A 16,307-nucleotide genomic window follows, 5' to 3' on the forward strand; every position below is an offset into this window, starting at 1 on the left:
TTCTCCAATAGCCGCCCCGCTATAGACGCCACCGCCTTCGGTGGCGTTTTCACATAATAAGGAACAGGTCATGCGAGCACTGGCTGCACTGAGCCGCTTTGTCGGCAACACCTTCGCCTACTGGGTACTGATCTTCGCCGTCCTGGCATTCTTCCAACCCGGTTGGTTCATCGGCCTCAAGGGCGCCATCGTGCCGCTGCTGGGCCTGGTGATGTTCGGCATGGGCCTGACCCTGAAACTCGAAGACTTCGCCGAAGTGGCCCGTCATCCTTGGCGCGTCGCACTGGGAGTGGTCGCGCACTTCGTGATCATGCCCGGGGTGGCCTGGCTACTCTGCCAGGCCTTCCATCTGCCGCCGGAAATTGCCGTCGGCGTGATTCTCGTGGGTTGCTGCCCCAGCGGCACCTCGTCCAACGTCATGACCTGGCTGGCCCGGGGCGACCTCGCCCTGTCGGTGGCCATTGCTGCAGTCACCACCCTGCTCGCGCCACTCTTGACCCCTGCGTTGATCTGGCTGCTGGCTTCGGCCTGGCTGCCGGTGTCTTTCATGGAACTGTTCTGGTCGATCCTGCAAGTAGTGCTGCTGCCGATCGTGCTGGGCGTGCTGGCCCAGCGCGTGCTGGGCCATCGAGTACAACATGCAGTGGAGGTACTGCCGCTGGTTTCGGTGGTGAGCATCGTCATCATCGTCACCGCCGTGGTGGCGGCCAGCCAGGCAAAAATCGCCGAGTCCGGACTGCTGATCATGGCGGTGGTGATGCTGCACAACAGCTTCGGCTACCTGTTGGGCTATTTCACCGGCCGACTCTTCAAGCTGCCACTGGCACAACGCAAATCCCTGGCCCTGGAAGTCGGCATGCAGAACTCCGGCCTGGGGGCCGCCCTGGCCAGCGCCCACTTCTCTCCACTGGCGGCAGTACCCAGCGCCCTGTTCAGCGTTTGGCATAACATCTCCGGGGCCTTGCTCTCGACCTACTTCCGCGGCATGAGGGACAAAAGCGAGCAAAAACTGGAAACACAACGAGTCGGCAACCGAGCTGAAAACTGATCGACCGAGCCGCATCGAGCAGTATACTGCGCAGCGCGAGGACGACCTCGCGACTCAATCGAGTGACTTATTTGTGGGGACGACCCCATCAACCGATGAGGTCAGCATGTCCTGGATCATTTTGTTGTTTGCCGGTTTGTTTGAAGTGGGCTGGGCTGTCGGCCTGAAGTACACCGACGGTTTCAGCCGTCCGCTGCCCACCGCCCTGACCATCCTCGCCATGGCCATCAGCCTGGGCCTGCTCGGTCTGGCCATGAAGGAGCTGCCCCTGGGCACGGCCTACGCCATCTGGACCGGGGTCGGTGCCATTGGCACGGTGATCGCAGGGATCATCCTGTTCGGCGAATCCATGGCCCTGGTGCGCCTGGCCAGCGTGGCGCTGATCATCGCCGGCCTGGTGGGCTTGAAAGTCAGCGCCAGCTGAGCGCCGCCGCACAGTAATGAAAACGCCCGCAATGCTGCGGGCGTTTTTGTATTCACTGCAATCCTAGCGACGACTGCCGCGCAACTGCCCCACCAGCGCCTGCAACTGCGCGGGTTCGGTGGCCTCCACGCTTACGACTGGCCCGGCCACCAAAGTCACTCGTGACCAGAAGCGATGGAAGAACCCTTTGTTCGGGTCGCGACTGAAGAAGCTGCCCCACAAGCCCTGCAGTGCCAGGGGAATCACCGGCACCGGGGTCTCTTCGAGAATCCGTGTCAGGCCGCCCTTGAACTCGTTAATCTCACCATCGGCAGTCAGCTTGCCCTCGGGAAAAATGCACACCAACTCACCGTCACGCAGATACTGGGCAATACGTTTAAAGGCCTTTTCGTAGATTTCCAGATCTTCATGCCGTGCAGCGATAGGAATGGTACCGGCGGTGCGGAAAATAAAGTTCAGCACTGGCAGGTTGTAGATCTTGTAGTACATCACGAAGCGAATCGGCCGGCGCACCGCGCCGCCAATCAACAAGGCATCGACGAACGACACGTGGTTGCACACCAGCAACGCCGCCCCTTCATCGGGGATCTGCTCCAGATTGCGATGCTCGACGCGGTACATGGAATGGCTGAGCAGCCAGATCATGAACCGCATGCTGAACTCGGGCACCACTTTGAAGATATAGACGTTGACCGCGATGTTGAGCAGCGACACCACCAGGAACAGGTGGGGAATGGTCAGCTTGACCATGCTCAGCATGACGATGGAAACAATCGCCGACACCACCATGAACAGCGCATTGAGAATATTGTTGGCAGCAATTACCCGGGCCCGTTCATTCTCCGGAGTACGCGACTGGATCAGCGCATACAGCGGCACTATATAAAAGCCACCGAATACCCCCAGCCCCAGCACGTCGAACAACACCCACCAGGCATGCCCGAAGCCCAGCACTTCAAGCCAGCCATGACCATTGACACTCTCCGGGATACCACCGGAATGCCACCACAGCAGCAGGCCGAATACCGTCAGGCCAAAGGAGCCAAACGGTACCAGGCCGATCTCTACCTTGCGCCCCGAAAGCTTCTCGCACAGCATCGAGCCCACCGCGATACCCACCGAGAACACAGTGAGGATCAGGGTCACCACCGTCTCGTCGCCGTGCATCCACTCCTTGGCATAGGCGGGAATTTGAGTCAGGTAGATTGCCCCGACAAACCAGAACCAGGAGTTGCCGACAATCGACCGCGACACCGCCGGTGTCTGCCCCAAGCCCAGACGCAAGGTGGCCCAGGACTGACTGAAGATGTTCCAGTTCAGGCGCATGTCCGGGGTTGCAGCAGCCGCCCGTGGAATGGCCCGACTTGCCAGGTACCCCGACACCGCGACGCCCAGGATGGCAACCGAGACAATAGAGGCGTAATGAGCCGAGGACATCATGATCCCCGCGCCGATGGTCCCGGCCAGAATCGCCAGGAAAGTCCCCATTTCCACCAGGCCATTGCCGCCCACCAGCTCCTCTTCACGCAGGGCCTGGGGCAGGATCGAATATTTCACCGGGCCGAACAGCGCCGAATGGGTACCCATGGCAAATAGCGCCACCAGCATCAGCCAGAGATGGTCGAAGACGAAGCCCACCGCTCCCACGGCCATGATCGCGATCTCCCCCAGCTTGATCAGGCGAATCAGCGCATCCTTGGCGAACTTCTCACCGAACTGCCCGGCCAGGGCCGAGAACAGAAAGAACGGCAGGATGAACAGCAAGGCACAGAGGTTGACCCAGATCGAGCGATCACCCTCGATGCTCAGCTTGTAGAGAATGGCCAGGATCAACGACTGCTTGAAGATGTTGTCGTTGAAGGCGCCGAGGGATTGCGTGATGAAGAACGGCAGGAACCGCCGCTTGCGGAGCAAAGTGAACTGCGAAGGGTGACTCATCTTCCATGTCCCTGAGTGGCGTGGATACTGTTATTGGAATGTCGAATATCGATCCAGGCCACAACCTTACCTATCTTTGGCGATTATTTCCGTAAGCCCGCAATGCACGGCGAAACAAACAGCTCTCCTTTATAGGCCCCCTGGACTGTACGCCTGGCCACGATCAGCCACATCAACGCCAGGGCCGCTACCAACACCGCACCAAATACGCTGAAGAATCCCAGGTGCAAAGTGCTACCCAGCTTCAAGGTGGCCAGCGAATACACACCCAGCGGGAAGGTAAAGCCCCACCAGCCGAGGTTGAAGGGAATGCCCTCGCGCAAGTAACGCCGGGTGATCAGCACCGCCATCAACATCCACCACAGGCCGAAGCCCCATAGGATCAGGCCCGCCACCAGCCCCAGGCCGGCGGCAATCTCGCCGACGCCGGACAGGCCATTGGCGGCAAAGATCGCCGGTGCATCGCCCCCCAGCACCAGCATGCCCAGGGCGCCGGTACCGATCGGCCCCAGGGCCAGCCAGCTCGAGGCCGCCATGCTTTCGTGGGGCAATTTGTGCAAGGCCATGCGCAGCAGCAGGATAGTCAGGATGCTGAAAGCCACCGGCAGCGAAAAAGCCCACAACACATAGCTGGTACTGAGCATCACCAGTTGGGCGTGAGCATCCTGCAGATGCGGCGCCAGCAGGCCACCGCTGGCCGCCGCCACTTCGGCCGCCACTACAGGCAACAGCCAGACGGCGGTCATCTGATCGATGCTGTGCTCCTGACGAGTGAACATCATGTAGGGGATCAACACCCCGCAAGCCAGGGACATGGCCACGTCCAGCCACCACAACACTTGTGCCAGATGCACCACCGCCTCGCCCCAGCGCGGAATGCCGAACAGCAGCAAGCCGTTGATGATGGTCGCCAGCCCCATGGGAATGGTGCCGAAGAACATCGAGACAGTTGAATGACCGAAGATTCGCCGCGCCTCATCGAAGAACAGCACCCAACGGGCGGCATACATCACCGTGAAGAGCACGAACAGGGCAATGGTCAGCCACCAGAATCCTTCGGCTACCTGATGCAGGCCTGGAACCTGGGCCGGCCACTGGGCCAGCGCCAGGGCCAGAACCCCAGTGCCCATGGTGGCGGCGAACCAGTTGGGAGTGAATTGGCGAATGGCTTCACGAGGGTGTTGCAGATGACTCAAGGGCCGGCGGCCGGCTTTGACGCTGTGGGTGCATGGCATGACGTGTCTCCTGTCCTCTGATGAGGTGGAGCCCATGGTAGAACCTAATCGAATATCTATATAACGGGTAATTTCTCTATCTGTTATCTATTTTACAGATATAGACCTAGACACTGCCTTCGGATTCGATCACCAACACCCTGGCAACACCCTGGGGATGAGCCACGTGCTCGGTTCCCAGATCGGCATAAAAAATGTCGCCCACTTCCAGCATCACCGACTGCTCCAACCCCTCAACGCGATAGCGCATCTGCACTTGGCCGCCCAGCACCACGAACACCTCCTGACCGTCATTGACGTGCCATCGGTAAGGCCGGTCAGTCCAGTGCAGGCGCGTGGTGATGCCGTTCATGTTGGCGATATCCAGGGCTGCCCAGGCCCGCTCGCCGGTAAAGTCAGCACTGCGAATGACCTTCATGCCGCCCTCCCTGACACAAAAGGTTTTGAGCGACCCGACTGGCCGCTCGTTAGCAGTAAATAGTCGCTGAAACACGACTGACGCGGCTGCTTGTCGAGCAACCGATGACCAGACCCAGGAAACATAAGGCACTCCATGGCAGCAGGGAACAGGCGCCCATAGTGAACTTGAGCGGCCCTCTCGCCAACCGACAGAATTGCACTCGGTTTCCGTGAGCGTCGACCGCTGCGCCTCGCAATCAAGCAACTGCTCAGCCTCCCGAGCGCAGGACCTTGTCGGCCAAACGCTGGCGCAAGGAAAAGATCATCAACGCGCCACTAAGGGTCAGCACTGCCACCATGGCACCGCCAATCAGGTTCGAAGTGGAGCCGGTGGTGATGCAGGAACTCCATGAAATGATCGAGCTTGCCCTGCAACCCTAGCCCGCCCGAACGACCGTCCGGCCCTGCGACATCAGGCCACGCTGATACCTTGGTCGACACTGACGCCAACTCAACATCGTGCCAGACTGTCTGGCCGGGCTGACGTGCCCGGTGTCTTTGCTTCGGAGTTTCCATGTCGTTGTCCAGCGGGCTGATTGCCGCCGTTGCCCTGGCCTATATGGCCATCATGTTTGCCATCGCCTTCTACGGCGACCGTCGCAGCGCGCCCCTTCCGCCGCGGGTGCGGGCCTGGGTGTACAGCCTGTCGCTGGCCGTCTATTGCACCAGCTGGACCTTCTTTGGCGCCGTGGGCCAGGCGGCCGAACAACTCTGGGCTTTCCTGCCAATCTATCTGGGTCCCATCCTGCTGCTGGTGTTCGCCCCCTGGGTGCTGCAGAAGATGGTGATGATCAGCAAGCAGGAGAACATCACCTCCATTGCCGACTTCATTGCCGCCCGCTACGGCAAGTCCCAATCCCTGGCGGTGGTCGTAGCCCTGATCTGTCTGGTGGGAGTGCTGCCCTACATCGCCCTGCAACTCAAGGGCATCGTGCTCGGAGTAAACCTGCTGATCGGCGCCGGAGCCGACGCCATGGGTACCCGCGCTCAGGACACGGCACTGATCGTGTCGCTGATCCTGGCGCTATTCACCATTGTCTTCGGCACCCGCAACCTCGACGCCACCGAGCACCACCGGGGCATGGTGCTGGCGATTGCCTTCGAATCCCTGGTCAAGCTGTTTGCCTTCCTGGCCGTCGGCGCCTTCGTCACGTTCGGCCTCTATGACGGTTTCGACGATCTGTTCAACCAGGCCATGCTCGCGCCCCGTCTGGAGCAGTACTGGAAGGAAACCATCAACTGGCCGTCGATGGTGGTGCAGACCGGGGTGGCGATGATGGCGATCATCTGCCTGCCGCGGCAATTCCACGTCACCGTGGTCGAGAACATCGAGCCCCAGGACCTGCGCCTGGCCAAATGGGTGTTCCCCGCCTACCTGGCCCTGGCTGCGCTATTCGTGGTGCCCATCGCGCTGGCCGGGCAGATGCTCCTGCCCAGCAGCGTGCTGCCGGACTCCTTCGTCATCAGCCTGCCCCTGGCCCAGGCCCATCCCGCCCTGGCCCTGCTGGCATTCATCGGCGGCGCTTCGGCCGCCACCGGCATGGTGATCGTGGCCAGCGTGGCACTGTCGACCATGGTCTCCAACGACATGTTGCTGCCCTGGTTGCTGCGACATAAAAACGCCGAACGCCCCTTCGAAGTGTTCCGTCACTGGATGCTTTCGGTGCGCCGCGTCAGCATCGTGGTCATCCTGTTGCTGGCCTATGTCAGCTATCGCCTGCTGGGCTCCACCGCCAGCCTGGCCACCATCGGCCAGATTGCATTCGCCGCCGTGACTCAACTGGCGCCGGCCATGCTTGGCGCGCTGTACTGGAAACAGGCCAACCGTCGAGGGGTGTTTGCCGGACTCGCCGCCGGCACCTTCATCTGGTTTTACACCCTGGTCCTGCCCATCGCTGCCCACAGCCTGGGCTGGTCCCTGAGCAGCTTCCCCGGCCTGGCCTGGCTGCACGGCAATCCGCTGGACCTGCCCATCACACCACTGACCCAAGGCGTGGTGCTGTCACTGGCCGGCAACTTCACCCTGTTCGCCTGGGTCTCGGTGCTGTCGCGCACCCGGGTTTCCGAGCACTGGCAGGCCGGACGCTTCATCGGCCAGGAAATCAGCGGTCGCCTCAGCTCACGTTCGATGCTGGCAGTGCAGATCGACGACCTGCTGAAACTGGCCGCGCGCTTTGTCGGTGAAGAGCGCGCCCGCCAGAGTTTCATCCGCTTCGCCTATCGTCAGGGCAAAGGCTTCAACCCGAATCAGAACGCCGACGGCGAATGGATCGCCCATACCGAACGCCTGCTCGCCGGTGTCCTTGGCGCCTCCTCGACCCGCGCCGTGGTCAAGGCCGCTATCGAAGGCCGGGAGATGCAACTCGAAGACGTGGTGCGCATCGCTGACGAAGCCTCTGAAGTGCTGCAGTTCAACCGCGCACTGCTGCAAGGCGCAATCGAAAACATCACCCAGGGCATCAGTGTGGTGGACCAGTCGTTGAAACTGGTGGCCTGGAACCGTCGTTATCTGGAGCTGTTCAATTACCCCGAAGGCCTGATCAGCGTTGGCCGGCCGATTGCCGACATCATTCGCCACAACGCCGAGCGCGGCCTGTGCGGCCCCGGCGAAGCGGAGGTCCACGTCGCCCGACGCCTGCACTGGATGCGCCAGGGACGAGCCCATACTTCCGAGCGGCTGTTCCCCAACGGCCGGGTCATCGAACTGATCGGCAACCCGATGCCCGGTGGCGGCTTCGTCATGAGCTTCACCGACATCACCCCGTTCCGCGAGGCCGAGCAGGCCCTGACCGAGGCCAACGAGGGCCTGGAACAACGGGTGGCGGAACGCACCCATGAACTGTCGCAACTCAATGCTGCGCTGACCGAAGCCAAGGGCACGGCGGAAGCGGCCAACCAATCCAAGACGCGCTTTCTAGCGGCCGTCAGTCACGACCTGATGCAACCCCTGAACGCTGCACGGCTGTTCTCCGCCGCCCTTTCACACCAGAATGACGGACTCTCTGTCGAAGCCCAGCAGCTGGTGCAGCACTTGGACAGCTCACTGCGCTCTGCCGAAGACCTGATCAGCGACCTGCTGGATATCTCGCGCCTGGAAAACGGCAAGATCACCCCCGATCGCAAACCCTTTGCCCTCAACGAGCTATTCGACACCCTGGGGGCGGAATTCAAGGCCCTGGCCCATGAGCAGGGCCTGCAATTCCGGGTACGCGGTAGCCGTCTGCGGGTCGACAGTGACAGCAAGTTACTGCGGCGGGTGCTGCAGAATTTCCTGACTAACGCCTTCCGCTATGCCAAGGGCCCGGTCTTGCTGGGAGTGCGTCGTCGGGGCGACTCATTGAGCCTTGAAGTCTGGGATCGGGGACCGGGTATCCCCCGGGACAAGCAGCAGGTGATCTTCGAAGAGTTCAAGCGCCTGGACAGCCACCAGACCCGCGCCGAAAAAGGCCTGGGACTGGGCCTGGCCATCGCCGACGGCCTGTGCCGGGTCCTCGGCCATCCGTTGCAGGTACGCTCCTGGCCCGGCAAGGGCAGCGTTTTCAGTGTCAACGTCCCCTTGGCCCGCAGTAGCGTGGTCGCGCCGGGCAAAGCGGTGGAACTCAACGGGCAGTCCCTCAACGGCGGGCAGGTGCTCTGTGTAGACAATGAAGACAGCATCCTGATCGGCATGAACAGCCTGCTGACACGCTGGGGTTGCCAAGTCTGGACTGCCCGGAACCGCGAAGAGTGCGCGGCGCTGCTCAAGGAAGGCATCCGCCCGCAATTGGCGCTGGTGGACTACCACCTGGACGATGGCGAAACCGGCACCGACGTCATGGCCTGGCTACGCACTCAGTTGGGGGAGCCGGTGCCTGGCGTGGTGATCAGTGCTGATGGGCGTCCGGAGATGATCGCCCAGGTGCACGCGGCAGGGTTGGACTATCTGGCCAAGCCTGTAAAACCGGCAGCCTTGCGCGCCCTATTGAGTCGTCATCTGCCTCTGGGCTGAGCCAGTGCCGGGCTACTCCGGCAACTCCAACTCTCGCCCGTCGGCATCGGTCATGGCCCGCTCCAGCAAATCTGCCGGCAAACTCTTGCTGGCCCGGGCCCCCAGCAACTTGAGCTGCTCACTGCGGCTGACCAGATTGCCCCGACCTTCGGTGAGCTTGTTGCGCGCGGCGGCATATGCCTTGTCCAGTTGCTGCAGGCGGTTGCCGACTTCATCCAGATCCTGGATAAACAGCACGAACTTGTCATAGAGCCAGCCCGCCCGTTCGGCGATTTCACGGGCATTCTGACTCTGGCGCTCCTGCTTCCACAGGCTGTCGATTACCCGCAAAGTAGCGAGCAAGGTGGTTGGGCTGACAATGACGATATGCCGGTCGAACGCTTCCTGAAACAGGTTGGGCTCGGCTTGCAGGGCTGCCGAGAATGCGGCTTCGATGGGCACGAACAGCAGTACGAAGTCGAGGCTGTGCAAACCTTCCAGACGTTTGTAATCCTTGCCGGCCAAGCCTTTGACGTGATTGCGCAGGGACAGCACATGTTGCTTCAGGGCCGCCTGGGCAATCTGTGGATCGTCGCTGCCGACATACTGCTGGTAGGCCGTGAGGCTGACCTTGGAGTCCACCACCACCTGCTTATCACCCGGCAGCATGATCAGAACATCGGGCTGGAAGCGCTCACCGTCCGGCCCTTTGAGGCTGACCTGGGTCTGGTATTCGCGTCCCTTCTCCAGGCCTGCGTGCTCCAGCACCCGCTCAAGAATCAGCTCCCCCCAATTGCCCTGGGTCTTCTGCCCCTTGAGGGCGCGGGTCAGGTTAGTGGCTTCATCACTCAAGCGCAGATTCAGTTGCTGCAAACGCTCCAGCTCCTTGGCCAGGGAAAAACGCTCGCGGGCCTCGGCCTGATAACTCTCTTCGACCCTTTTTTCGAACGACTGGATGCGTTCCTTGAGCGGGTCCAGCAACTGCCCAAGTCGCTGCTGGCTGGTCTCGGCGAAACGCTGTTCGCGCTCATCGAAGATCTTGCCCGCCAGCTCGGCGAACTGGGCCCGAAGCTCGTCCCTGGACCCTTGCAGATCGGTAAGGCGCTGCTGGTGGCTTTCCTGCTGCTCTCGTAGCCCAGCCTGTAACGAGGCAGCCTGGGCATCCAGACGTCGCAACTCGTTCTCTTTGGCGGCACGCTCCAGGTTCCAGGCGTGGGCCGCATCACGGGCGTTGTCCCGTTCAATCTGCAGCAACTCGACCTCTCGACGCATAGCCGCCAGGTCCGCCTGCTTCAGAGCATTGGCCTGACTCAGGTCGCTGACTTCATCGCGACTGGCATCCAGCTGTGCCATGAGTCCTTCCTGGGCCAATAGGGCCGTAGCCAGACGCTCTTCCAGCAGTGATAGCTCGGACTGGCTGGAACTGGCGCGACGCTGCAGTTGCCAGGCCAGCACCAGTAACGGCAGCGCCGCTCCCGCCAGGCCGAGCAGCAGGCTGGTCAAGTCCATAGCCATAGCAATTCCTGTCAGCGAAATAAGGAACGAAGGTTAACCAAGCCACCGGGCGTTGGACAGCCTCAGTCTTCGATACGGCCCAGCTCCAGTTGAGCACGACGGTCACCGGCGCGGGCTGCCTGGCGCAACAGGTCGTGACCGATACGGCGGTCCCGGGCGTTGCCACACTCGCGGCACATCAACTGACCCAGGCGACTTTGCGCCGCGACCACGCCTTCCCGGGCCGGCTGCTTGAGTAAACGTCCGGCAAAGTGCTTGACGTTAGGGTTGTGTCCCAGGCGCGGGCTGTCCAGCAACCACAGAGCCACACGCAAGGAGAAACGCTTGGGTTCGGTAACACTGTCAGGGAGGGCGGTAACAGAAGGTGATACTGAGCGAAACTTCATAAAGCACTGTGGGGCAGATCGGAAGGCGCGCCACTCTACTCCTTTTTTCGCTCGGGTAAAGTCAAAAAAGAGCCAGCACGCCCGTCCTAGAGCAAGCGCTTGGGACAATCCACAGAAGCTGTGGATAAGTCAGTGGACAACCCCTCTACAACCCTCTCAAAGCCCCATGAGACGGGCTCTGCAGTCAAACTGACGATTTTTTCACCAGTAAAAAAAGACGATGTTTATCATTGACTTAAATTCTCGAGACAGGCTATGGAGCAAGCCTTGGGGAAGGTGACAACCCGGTGACATGTGGCACAACAAGTGTGCACAACTGGACGGAAATTGACGTCGGCAATGCACCACTTTCGTACACCCCGCCGTGTCGGAGGTGACACAATCGTCACCCCGTGACGTCGTTGCCCAAGGAACATTTTTCCTAGCACACTTGCATTCCCACCTTCAACCCGATAGACTCCGCCCCGTTAGTACCAAGCTGAAAGTCAATTCTGGTCGAACAAGTCCCGCCGACACCTCTCCTAACGAGAACAACGTCGAACATCAAGGACCGACCACCTCGCTGGTTTCCAGGTAATTCTCAAACTGACACAGCCCTTGAAACGAAATCAAAGGCCGTGCCCAAGTTACTTACTCTGACCGAACCAACCTGCAAATTGATCAGGATCTCCACCCTGGGCCCAGAACCTTTGCCCTTGCTGTGTTGCCTGCCCTCCTAAGTACCTACCTGCCAGCCCCTAGCGCAACCTTATTAAAGCGCTGCAACTGGCTGCTTTGTTCCAGTCGGGTTCTTCGTCTGACCAATAGTGGTCGACGTTACTGGAACGTTTTAACGTTGCACGGTTCTTAACCGTGTCATTTGTAGGAACACCTAATAATTATGTCTACTCAAATCCAGACTCAGGATGCCATTCGCACCCTAACCCACGCTTTTGCGCCGTTGAACTGCCTGATCATGGCCACTCGCAAAGGCTGCTTCAGCTTCACCCTGGTCAATGAACACGGCATCGCCCGTCACAGCGAACGCCTGTATCCCGATCAATACTCCAGCGCCGAACCGCTGCAGGCAGTGATCGAGCGTACACGCCAGGCCTTGGTGGCCTGATACGCCAGAGTGCTGAAAACCCAAGAGCCTCGCCTGATCGCGGGGCTTTTTATTGCCTGTGATTTACCAATCCACTCCTCCAACCAAAGTACCAATAGGTATAAGGCTTATAACAAGAGCTCGGAAATGTTTTAAAAACAGGCCTTTACAACATAGATATGACACTACACTTCAAGTCAGGCGGCCCGCGCCGCTTCCGGCAAACCTGATCCTTTCATTGCTGCCAAGCACCTTCGGGTTTCGCCGGCCACCTCCCCCCCTCGAGGGCATTATGGGTATCGCCGCCAGCGAGTTGTGCCGCTATGTCATTCGCCCGACGCTGATGTACCTGGGCAGTCATAGCAAAACCGCTGAAGCCTTGTTGCTGGGCATTGCCGCCAGTCAGTCGGCGCTGGGCTCGGCACTGCACGATCGCCGCGGCCACGGCCTGTACCGCATCACTGAAGTGCGCCACCAAGACCTCTGGGATCACTACCTGGCGCTGGACCCGGAACGGGCCAGCCTGGTGAGAGGACTGGCCAGCCAACATGCGTTCCTCGCCGGACCGCACCTGGAACTGACCGTCAATCTGCGTTATGCCACCGCCATCGCCTGGTTGCTGGTGGAACAACAGCACACTCCACTCCCCGCAGCCGACGATCTGCTCGGCATGGCCCGTATCTGGAGGAAGACCTTTCAACCACAAGGACGTTTGAGAGATTTCGCCTGCGCCTGGCAAACCTGCGTTTCACCGTTGAGCCTGCTCGCCTGCTGACACCGACCTTCACAAAATCGGAGAAAAACCCCGATTCTGGTCGGATTGTCCTACAAAACCGCTCTAAATCAACTGTTACAGCCTATAGCGCCGTAGCCGAAATGTTGGTAGTTTTCGCCTCGGTGATCACCAGGAGTTCTAATAATGAAAAAATTCATGCTCAAATCCACCATCAGTCTCGCGGTTGCACTTGCCTCTACCCAACTCTTCGCCAGCGGTTTTGCTCTTAACGAACAAAGCATCAGCGGCATGGGTACTGGCTTTGCTGGCCGCTCTTCCGCTGCCGATGATGCAAGTACTGTATTTGGTAACCCTGCCGGTATGTCGCGCCTGAAACGCCAGCAAGTCACTGGCGGTATGGCGGCTATCGATGCGTCCACCGACCTCAGGAACACCAGTGGCAGCCGCCAGGGCACCAACAAGGGCGATATGGTGCCCTTAACTGCCGTGCCTATGGGCTTCTACGTCAAACCAATCGATGACCAATGGGCGTTCGGCCTGGGGGTCTATGCTCCATTTGGTTTGGTCACCGACTATGAAAGCAGCTTCCAGGGACGTAACTTCGGCAGCAAAAGCGAAGTCAAGGTCGTAACGTTCCAGCCAACCGTAAGCTACGCCTTCAACGATAAGGTTTCGATCGGTTTTGGCCCGACCATCAACCGTATTTCCGGTGTATTGGAATCAGCCTTGACTACCCCTTTTTCGCCCAATGACGGCAAAGTCAAAATCAAGGGTGACGACGTTGGTTATGGCTACAACATCGGCGTGCTGGTCCAGGCTACCGACACCACCCGCGTGGGCCTGACCTACCACTCGAAAGTGAAATACAAACTGGAAGGCCACACTGATGTCACCGCCGGTGCCGGCACCAACCCAGGCATCCTGAAAAGCAACCGCTACGACGCCTCCCTGAAAATCGACACTCCAGAGTCCTACGACCTCTCGGTCACCCAGGAACTGAACGATGCCTGGAAACTCTATGCCGGTGCCACCTGGACCCGCTGGAGCCGCCTGAAAGACATCACCGTCAACAACGAGGGTGTCACCGCTGCAACAGGTGGCGCACTGGCCCCGACGCTGAAACTGGGCAGCATCCAGGAAGAGCAGAACTGGCATGACACCTGGGCTTACGCCATCGGTACGTCCTACCAGTTGAACAAACAGTGGGTCTTGCGTACTGGCCTGACCTTTGACCAGGCGCCAACCAACAACACTGACCGTTCACCACGCATTCCTACCGGCGACCGGACCATCTTCAGCCTGGGTGCCGGCTGGAGCCCAACCGAAGACCTGACCATCGACGTTGCCTACTCCTACCTCAAGGAAGAGAAAGTCAACGTCAACCGCAGCAATGCCCTTGGCCAGACTTACAACGCCCAGTACGACAACAGCGCGAACGGTTTCGGCGTAGGTGCAACCTACCGCTTCTAAATCGTTAAGAGGCCTGTGCCTCTAGAGCCGAAAGAAAAAGCCCCGCTTCTCAAGAGGCGGGGCTTTTTCATGTGCTGATCTGCAAAACTCAGGATTTGGATGCCAATGCCTTCTCCACCGCCTCAATGAACTCCGGGTTATCCGGCTTGGTCAGGCTGGAAAAGCTGGCAATCACATTGCCCTGGCGATCCACCACGTACTTGTAGAAATTCCACTTCGGCGCATTGCTCTGCTGCGCCAGGACCTTGAACAGATGCACCGCATCTGCCCCTCGAACCTTTTGCGGCTCGGTCATGGTGAACGTCACGCCGTAGTTGACGTAACAAACCTTGGCAGTCTCAGCGCCATCCTTGGACTCCTGCTTGAAGTCATTGGACGGAACACCCACCACTTCCAACCCCTGTTCCTTGTAACGCTGATACAGCGCCTCAAGGCCTTTGAATTGCGGAGCAAACCCACAGAAGCTCGCGGTATTGACCACCACCAGCGGCTTGCCGGCAAAGCGCTGGCACAGATCGATGGATTCCTTGGCGTGCAACTTGGGTACAGCCCCCTGCAGTAACGCCGGACAATCCGCCGCCCAGACCGAACCTGCAAACAATGTGAGTAATGCCGGAACCACAAACCAGCGCTTAGCCATGTTCAGCGTCCTTCAATAGTCATCGGATATCGACGTTACTCGCCCCTCTGCCCACCTAGCAAGCACCCATGCCCAACTGCATCAGCGCCAGCCCGCCGCGATGCCATCCCCACCAGGCCAGCCACAACAGCACAATGCCGACGCCCAGGCCGGCACTCCAACCCAGCCATGACTTCACGCTGCACTCGCCTGCAAGCGCGCCACCGGCCGCTCGCGCACCGGCCAATTGAGAGCCGCGGCCAACAGACTGAGAAGAATCGCCACCTGCCAGATCAAGTCATAACTCCCGGTACGGTCATACACCACGCCCCCCAGCCAACCGCCTAGGAACGAGCCCAACTGATGGAACAGAAACACAATGCCGCCAAGCATGGACAGGTTCCTGACCCCGAACAAGGTCGCGACCGTGCCGTTGGTCAAGGGCACGGTGGACAGCCAGAGAAAGCCCATGGCCATGCCGAACAGGTAGGCACTGGTCTGGGTCACCGGCAGCCACAGGAACAGGCCGATCACCACCGCACGCAACAGGTACAGACCGGTCAACAGCCGTGGCTTGGACATCCGCCCGCCCAACCAGCCCGCTGTGTAAGTGCCAAAGATGTTGAATAAGCCGATCAGCGCCAGCACCGTGGTTCCAACTGTCGCCGGTAGATGCTGATCCACCAGATAGGCCGGCAGATGCACGCCGATGAACACCACCTGGAAACCACAGACAAAAAAGCCGAACGCCAGCAACCAGAACCCCGAGTGAGAACAGGCTTCACGCAGGGCCTCGCCCAGGCTCTGTTCATGCCCCAGCACCGGCAGCGGCTTGTCCTTGAGCATGCTGACCAGCGGCACGATCAGCGCCACCAGCAGGCCCAGCACCAGCAATGCCGTCGACCAGCCCAGCCAGCCGATCAGCCCCAAGGTTCCCGGGAGCATGGCGAATTGGCCGAAGGAGCCTGCGGCACTGGCGATCCCCATGCCCATGCTGCGCTTTTCCGGCGGCAAGGCACGACCGACCACCCCGAGAATCACCGAGAAGGAAGTTCCGGACAAACCGATGCCAATCAGCAACCCGGCACTCAGGGACAGGCTTAGCGCCGAATCCGACAGCCCCATGCACACCAGTCCCACGGCATACAACACGCCACCGACCAGCACCACCTTGGCCGCACCAAAACGGTCGGCCAGGGCCCCGGTAAACGGCTGTGCCAGGCCCCAGATCAGGTTCTGCAAGGCAATGGCAAAGGCGAAGACTTCACGGCCCCAGCCGAACTGCGCGCTCATGGGTGGCAGAAACAGGCCGAAACCATGCCTAACTCCCAGCGACAGCGCCAGGATCAATGCGCTGCCGAGAAGTACCCAGCCGCAGGTGCGCCACATCGATGACATTTTTATTCTCCAGTTACGGGTATATACC

The 16,307-nt window shown here is 60.0% G+C and carries 15 protein-coding genes; 7 read left to right on the forward strand and 8 right to left on the reverse strand.

Translation table 11 applies throughout. The features are described from left to right. Positions 1–70: 70 nt before the first annotated feature. Positions 71–1,048, forward strand: coding sequence for a bile acid:sodium symporter family protein (locus WIN67_RS22380; protein ID WP_110651486.1), 978 nt, complete (start codon positions 71–73; stop codon positions 1,046–1,048). Positions 1,049–1,154: 106 nt separating this feature from the next. Then, complete coding sequence (gene sugE, locus WIN67_RS22385; RefSeq protein WP_016967450.1) at positions 1,155–1,472, forward strand: quaternary ammonium compound efflux SMR transporter SugE; 318 nt, start codon at positions 1,155–1,157, stop codon at positions 1,470–1,472. Between the two features lie 63 nt (positions 1,473–1,535). On the opposite strand, the gene WIN67_RS22390 is transcribed toward sugE, so the two are convergent. From WIN67_RS22390 to WIN67_RS22400, 3 genes are all read right to left on the reverse strand, one after another. Further along, positions 1,536–3,410, reverse strand: a complete 1,875-nt coding sequence (locus tag WIN67_RS22390) for an MFS transporter (RefSeq protein WP_110594679.1) — start codon at positions 3,408–3,410, stop codon at positions 1,536–1,538. Between the two features lie 83 nt (positions 3,411–3,493). Beyond that, positions 3,494–4,645 (reverse strand): TDT family transporter, encoded by a 1,152-nt coding sequence (locus WIN67_RS22395; RefSeq protein WP_339070062.1) that lies wholly within the window; start codon positions 4,643–4,645, stop codon positions 3,494–3,496. 106 nt (positions 4,646–4,751) lie between these two features. Next, on the reverse strand, positions 4,752–5,063 hold the full coding sequence (locus tag WIN67_RS22400; protein WP_339070063.1) for a cupin: 312 nt from the start codon (positions 5,061–5,063) through the stop codon (positions 4,752–4,754). Positions 5,064–5,335: 272 nt separating this feature from the next. Here WIN67_RS22400 and WIN67_RS22405 point away from each other — a divergent pair, with 272 nt between their 5' ends. Both WIN67_RS22405 and WIN67_RS22410 read left to right on the forward strand, forming a co-directional pair. Beyond that, positions 5,336–5,485, forward strand: a complete 150-nt coding sequence (locus WIN67_RS22405) for a hypothetical protein (RefSeq protein ID WP_306399735.1) — start codon at positions 5,336–5,338, stop codon at positions 5,483–5,485. A 133-nt stretch (positions 5,486–5,618) separates the two neighbouring features. Next, positions 5,619–9,092, forward strand: coding sequence for a hybrid sensor histidine kinase/response regulator (locus WIN67_RS22410; protein WP_102860768.1), 3,474 nt, complete (start codon positions 5,619–5,621; stop codon positions 9,090–9,092). 12 nt (positions 9,093–9,104) lie between these two features. Here the strand turns inward: WIN67_RS22410 and rmuC are convergent, their stop codons facing one another. Both rmuC and WIN67_RS22420 read right to left on the reverse strand, forming a co-directional pair. Continuing rightward, entirely contained in the window at positions 9,105–10,472 is a 1,368-nt protein-coding gene (gene rmuC, locus WIN67_RS22415) for a DNA recombination protein RmuC (RefSeq protein WP_339071736.1), read from the reverse strand. A gap of 176 nt (positions 10,473–10,648) precedes the next feature. After that, on the reverse strand, positions 10,649–10,972 hold the full coding sequence (locus WIN67_RS22420) for a sel1 repeat family protein (RefSeq protein WP_102880537.1): 324 nt from the start codon (positions 10,970–10,972) through the stop codon (positions 10,649–10,651). An 880-nt stretch (positions 10,973–11,852) separates the two neighbouring features. Between WIN67_RS22420 and WIN67_RS22425 the strand changes: the two genes are divergently transcribed. From WIN67_RS22425 to WIN67_RS22435, 3 genes are all read left to right on the forward strand, one after another. Continuing rightward, positions 11,853–12,077, forward strand: a complete 225-nt coding sequence (locus WIN67_RS22425) for a hypothetical protein (protein ID WP_025127035.1) — start codon at positions 11,853–11,855, stop codon at positions 12,075–12,077. Positions 12,078–12,348: 271 nt separating this feature from the next. Beyond that, a complete protein-coding gene (locus tag WIN67_RS22430; RefSeq protein WP_110651482.1) occupies positions 12,349–12,831 on the forward strand; it encodes a hypothetical protein in 483 nt (160 codons plus the stop codon). A 144-nt stretch (positions 12,832–12,975) separates the two neighbouring features. Next, positions 12,976–14,262 (forward strand): OmpP1/FadL family transporter, encoded by a 1,287-nt coding sequence (locus tag WIN67_RS22435; RefSeq protein ID WP_102880539.1) that lies wholly within the window; start codon positions 12,976–12,978, stop codon positions 14,260–14,262. 88 nt (positions 14,263–14,350) lie between these two features. Here WIN67_RS22435 and WIN67_RS22440 read toward each other — a convergent pair whose 3' ends face one another. Genes WIN67_RS22440 through WIN67_RS22450 form a run of 3 tightly spaced genes read right to left on the reverse strand, consistent with a single transcriptional unit; the run spans position 14,351 to position 16,279 of the window. Beyond that, on the reverse strand, positions 14,351–14,902 hold the full coding sequence (locus WIN67_RS22440; protein WP_339070064.1) for a glutathione peroxidase: 552 nt from the start codon (positions 14,900–14,902) through the stop codon (positions 14,351–14,353). Between the two features lie 55 nt (positions 14,903–14,957). After that, positions 14,958–15,080, reverse strand: a complete 123-nt coding sequence (locus WIN67_RS22445) for a hypothetical protein (RefSeq protein ID WP_258010341.1) — start codon at positions 15,078–15,080, stop codon at positions 14,958–14,960. Next, positions 15,077–16,279: an MFS transporter gene (locus WIN67_RS22450; RefSeq protein ID WP_110594684.1), complete on the reverse strand. Its 1,203-nt coding sequence runs from the start codon at positions 16,277–16,279 to the stop codon at positions 15,077–15,079. Before WIN67_RS22450 ends, WIN67_RS22445 begins: the two co-directional genes overlap by 4 nt. Positions 16,280–16,307 lie beyond the last annotated feature (28 nt).

Origin of the sequence: Pseudomonas idahonensis, from assembly GCF_037903935.1 — a bacterium.
GTDB lineage: Bacteria > Pseudomonadota > Gammaproteobacteria > Pseudomonadales > Pseudomonadaceae > Aquipseudomonas > Aquipseudomonas danubii.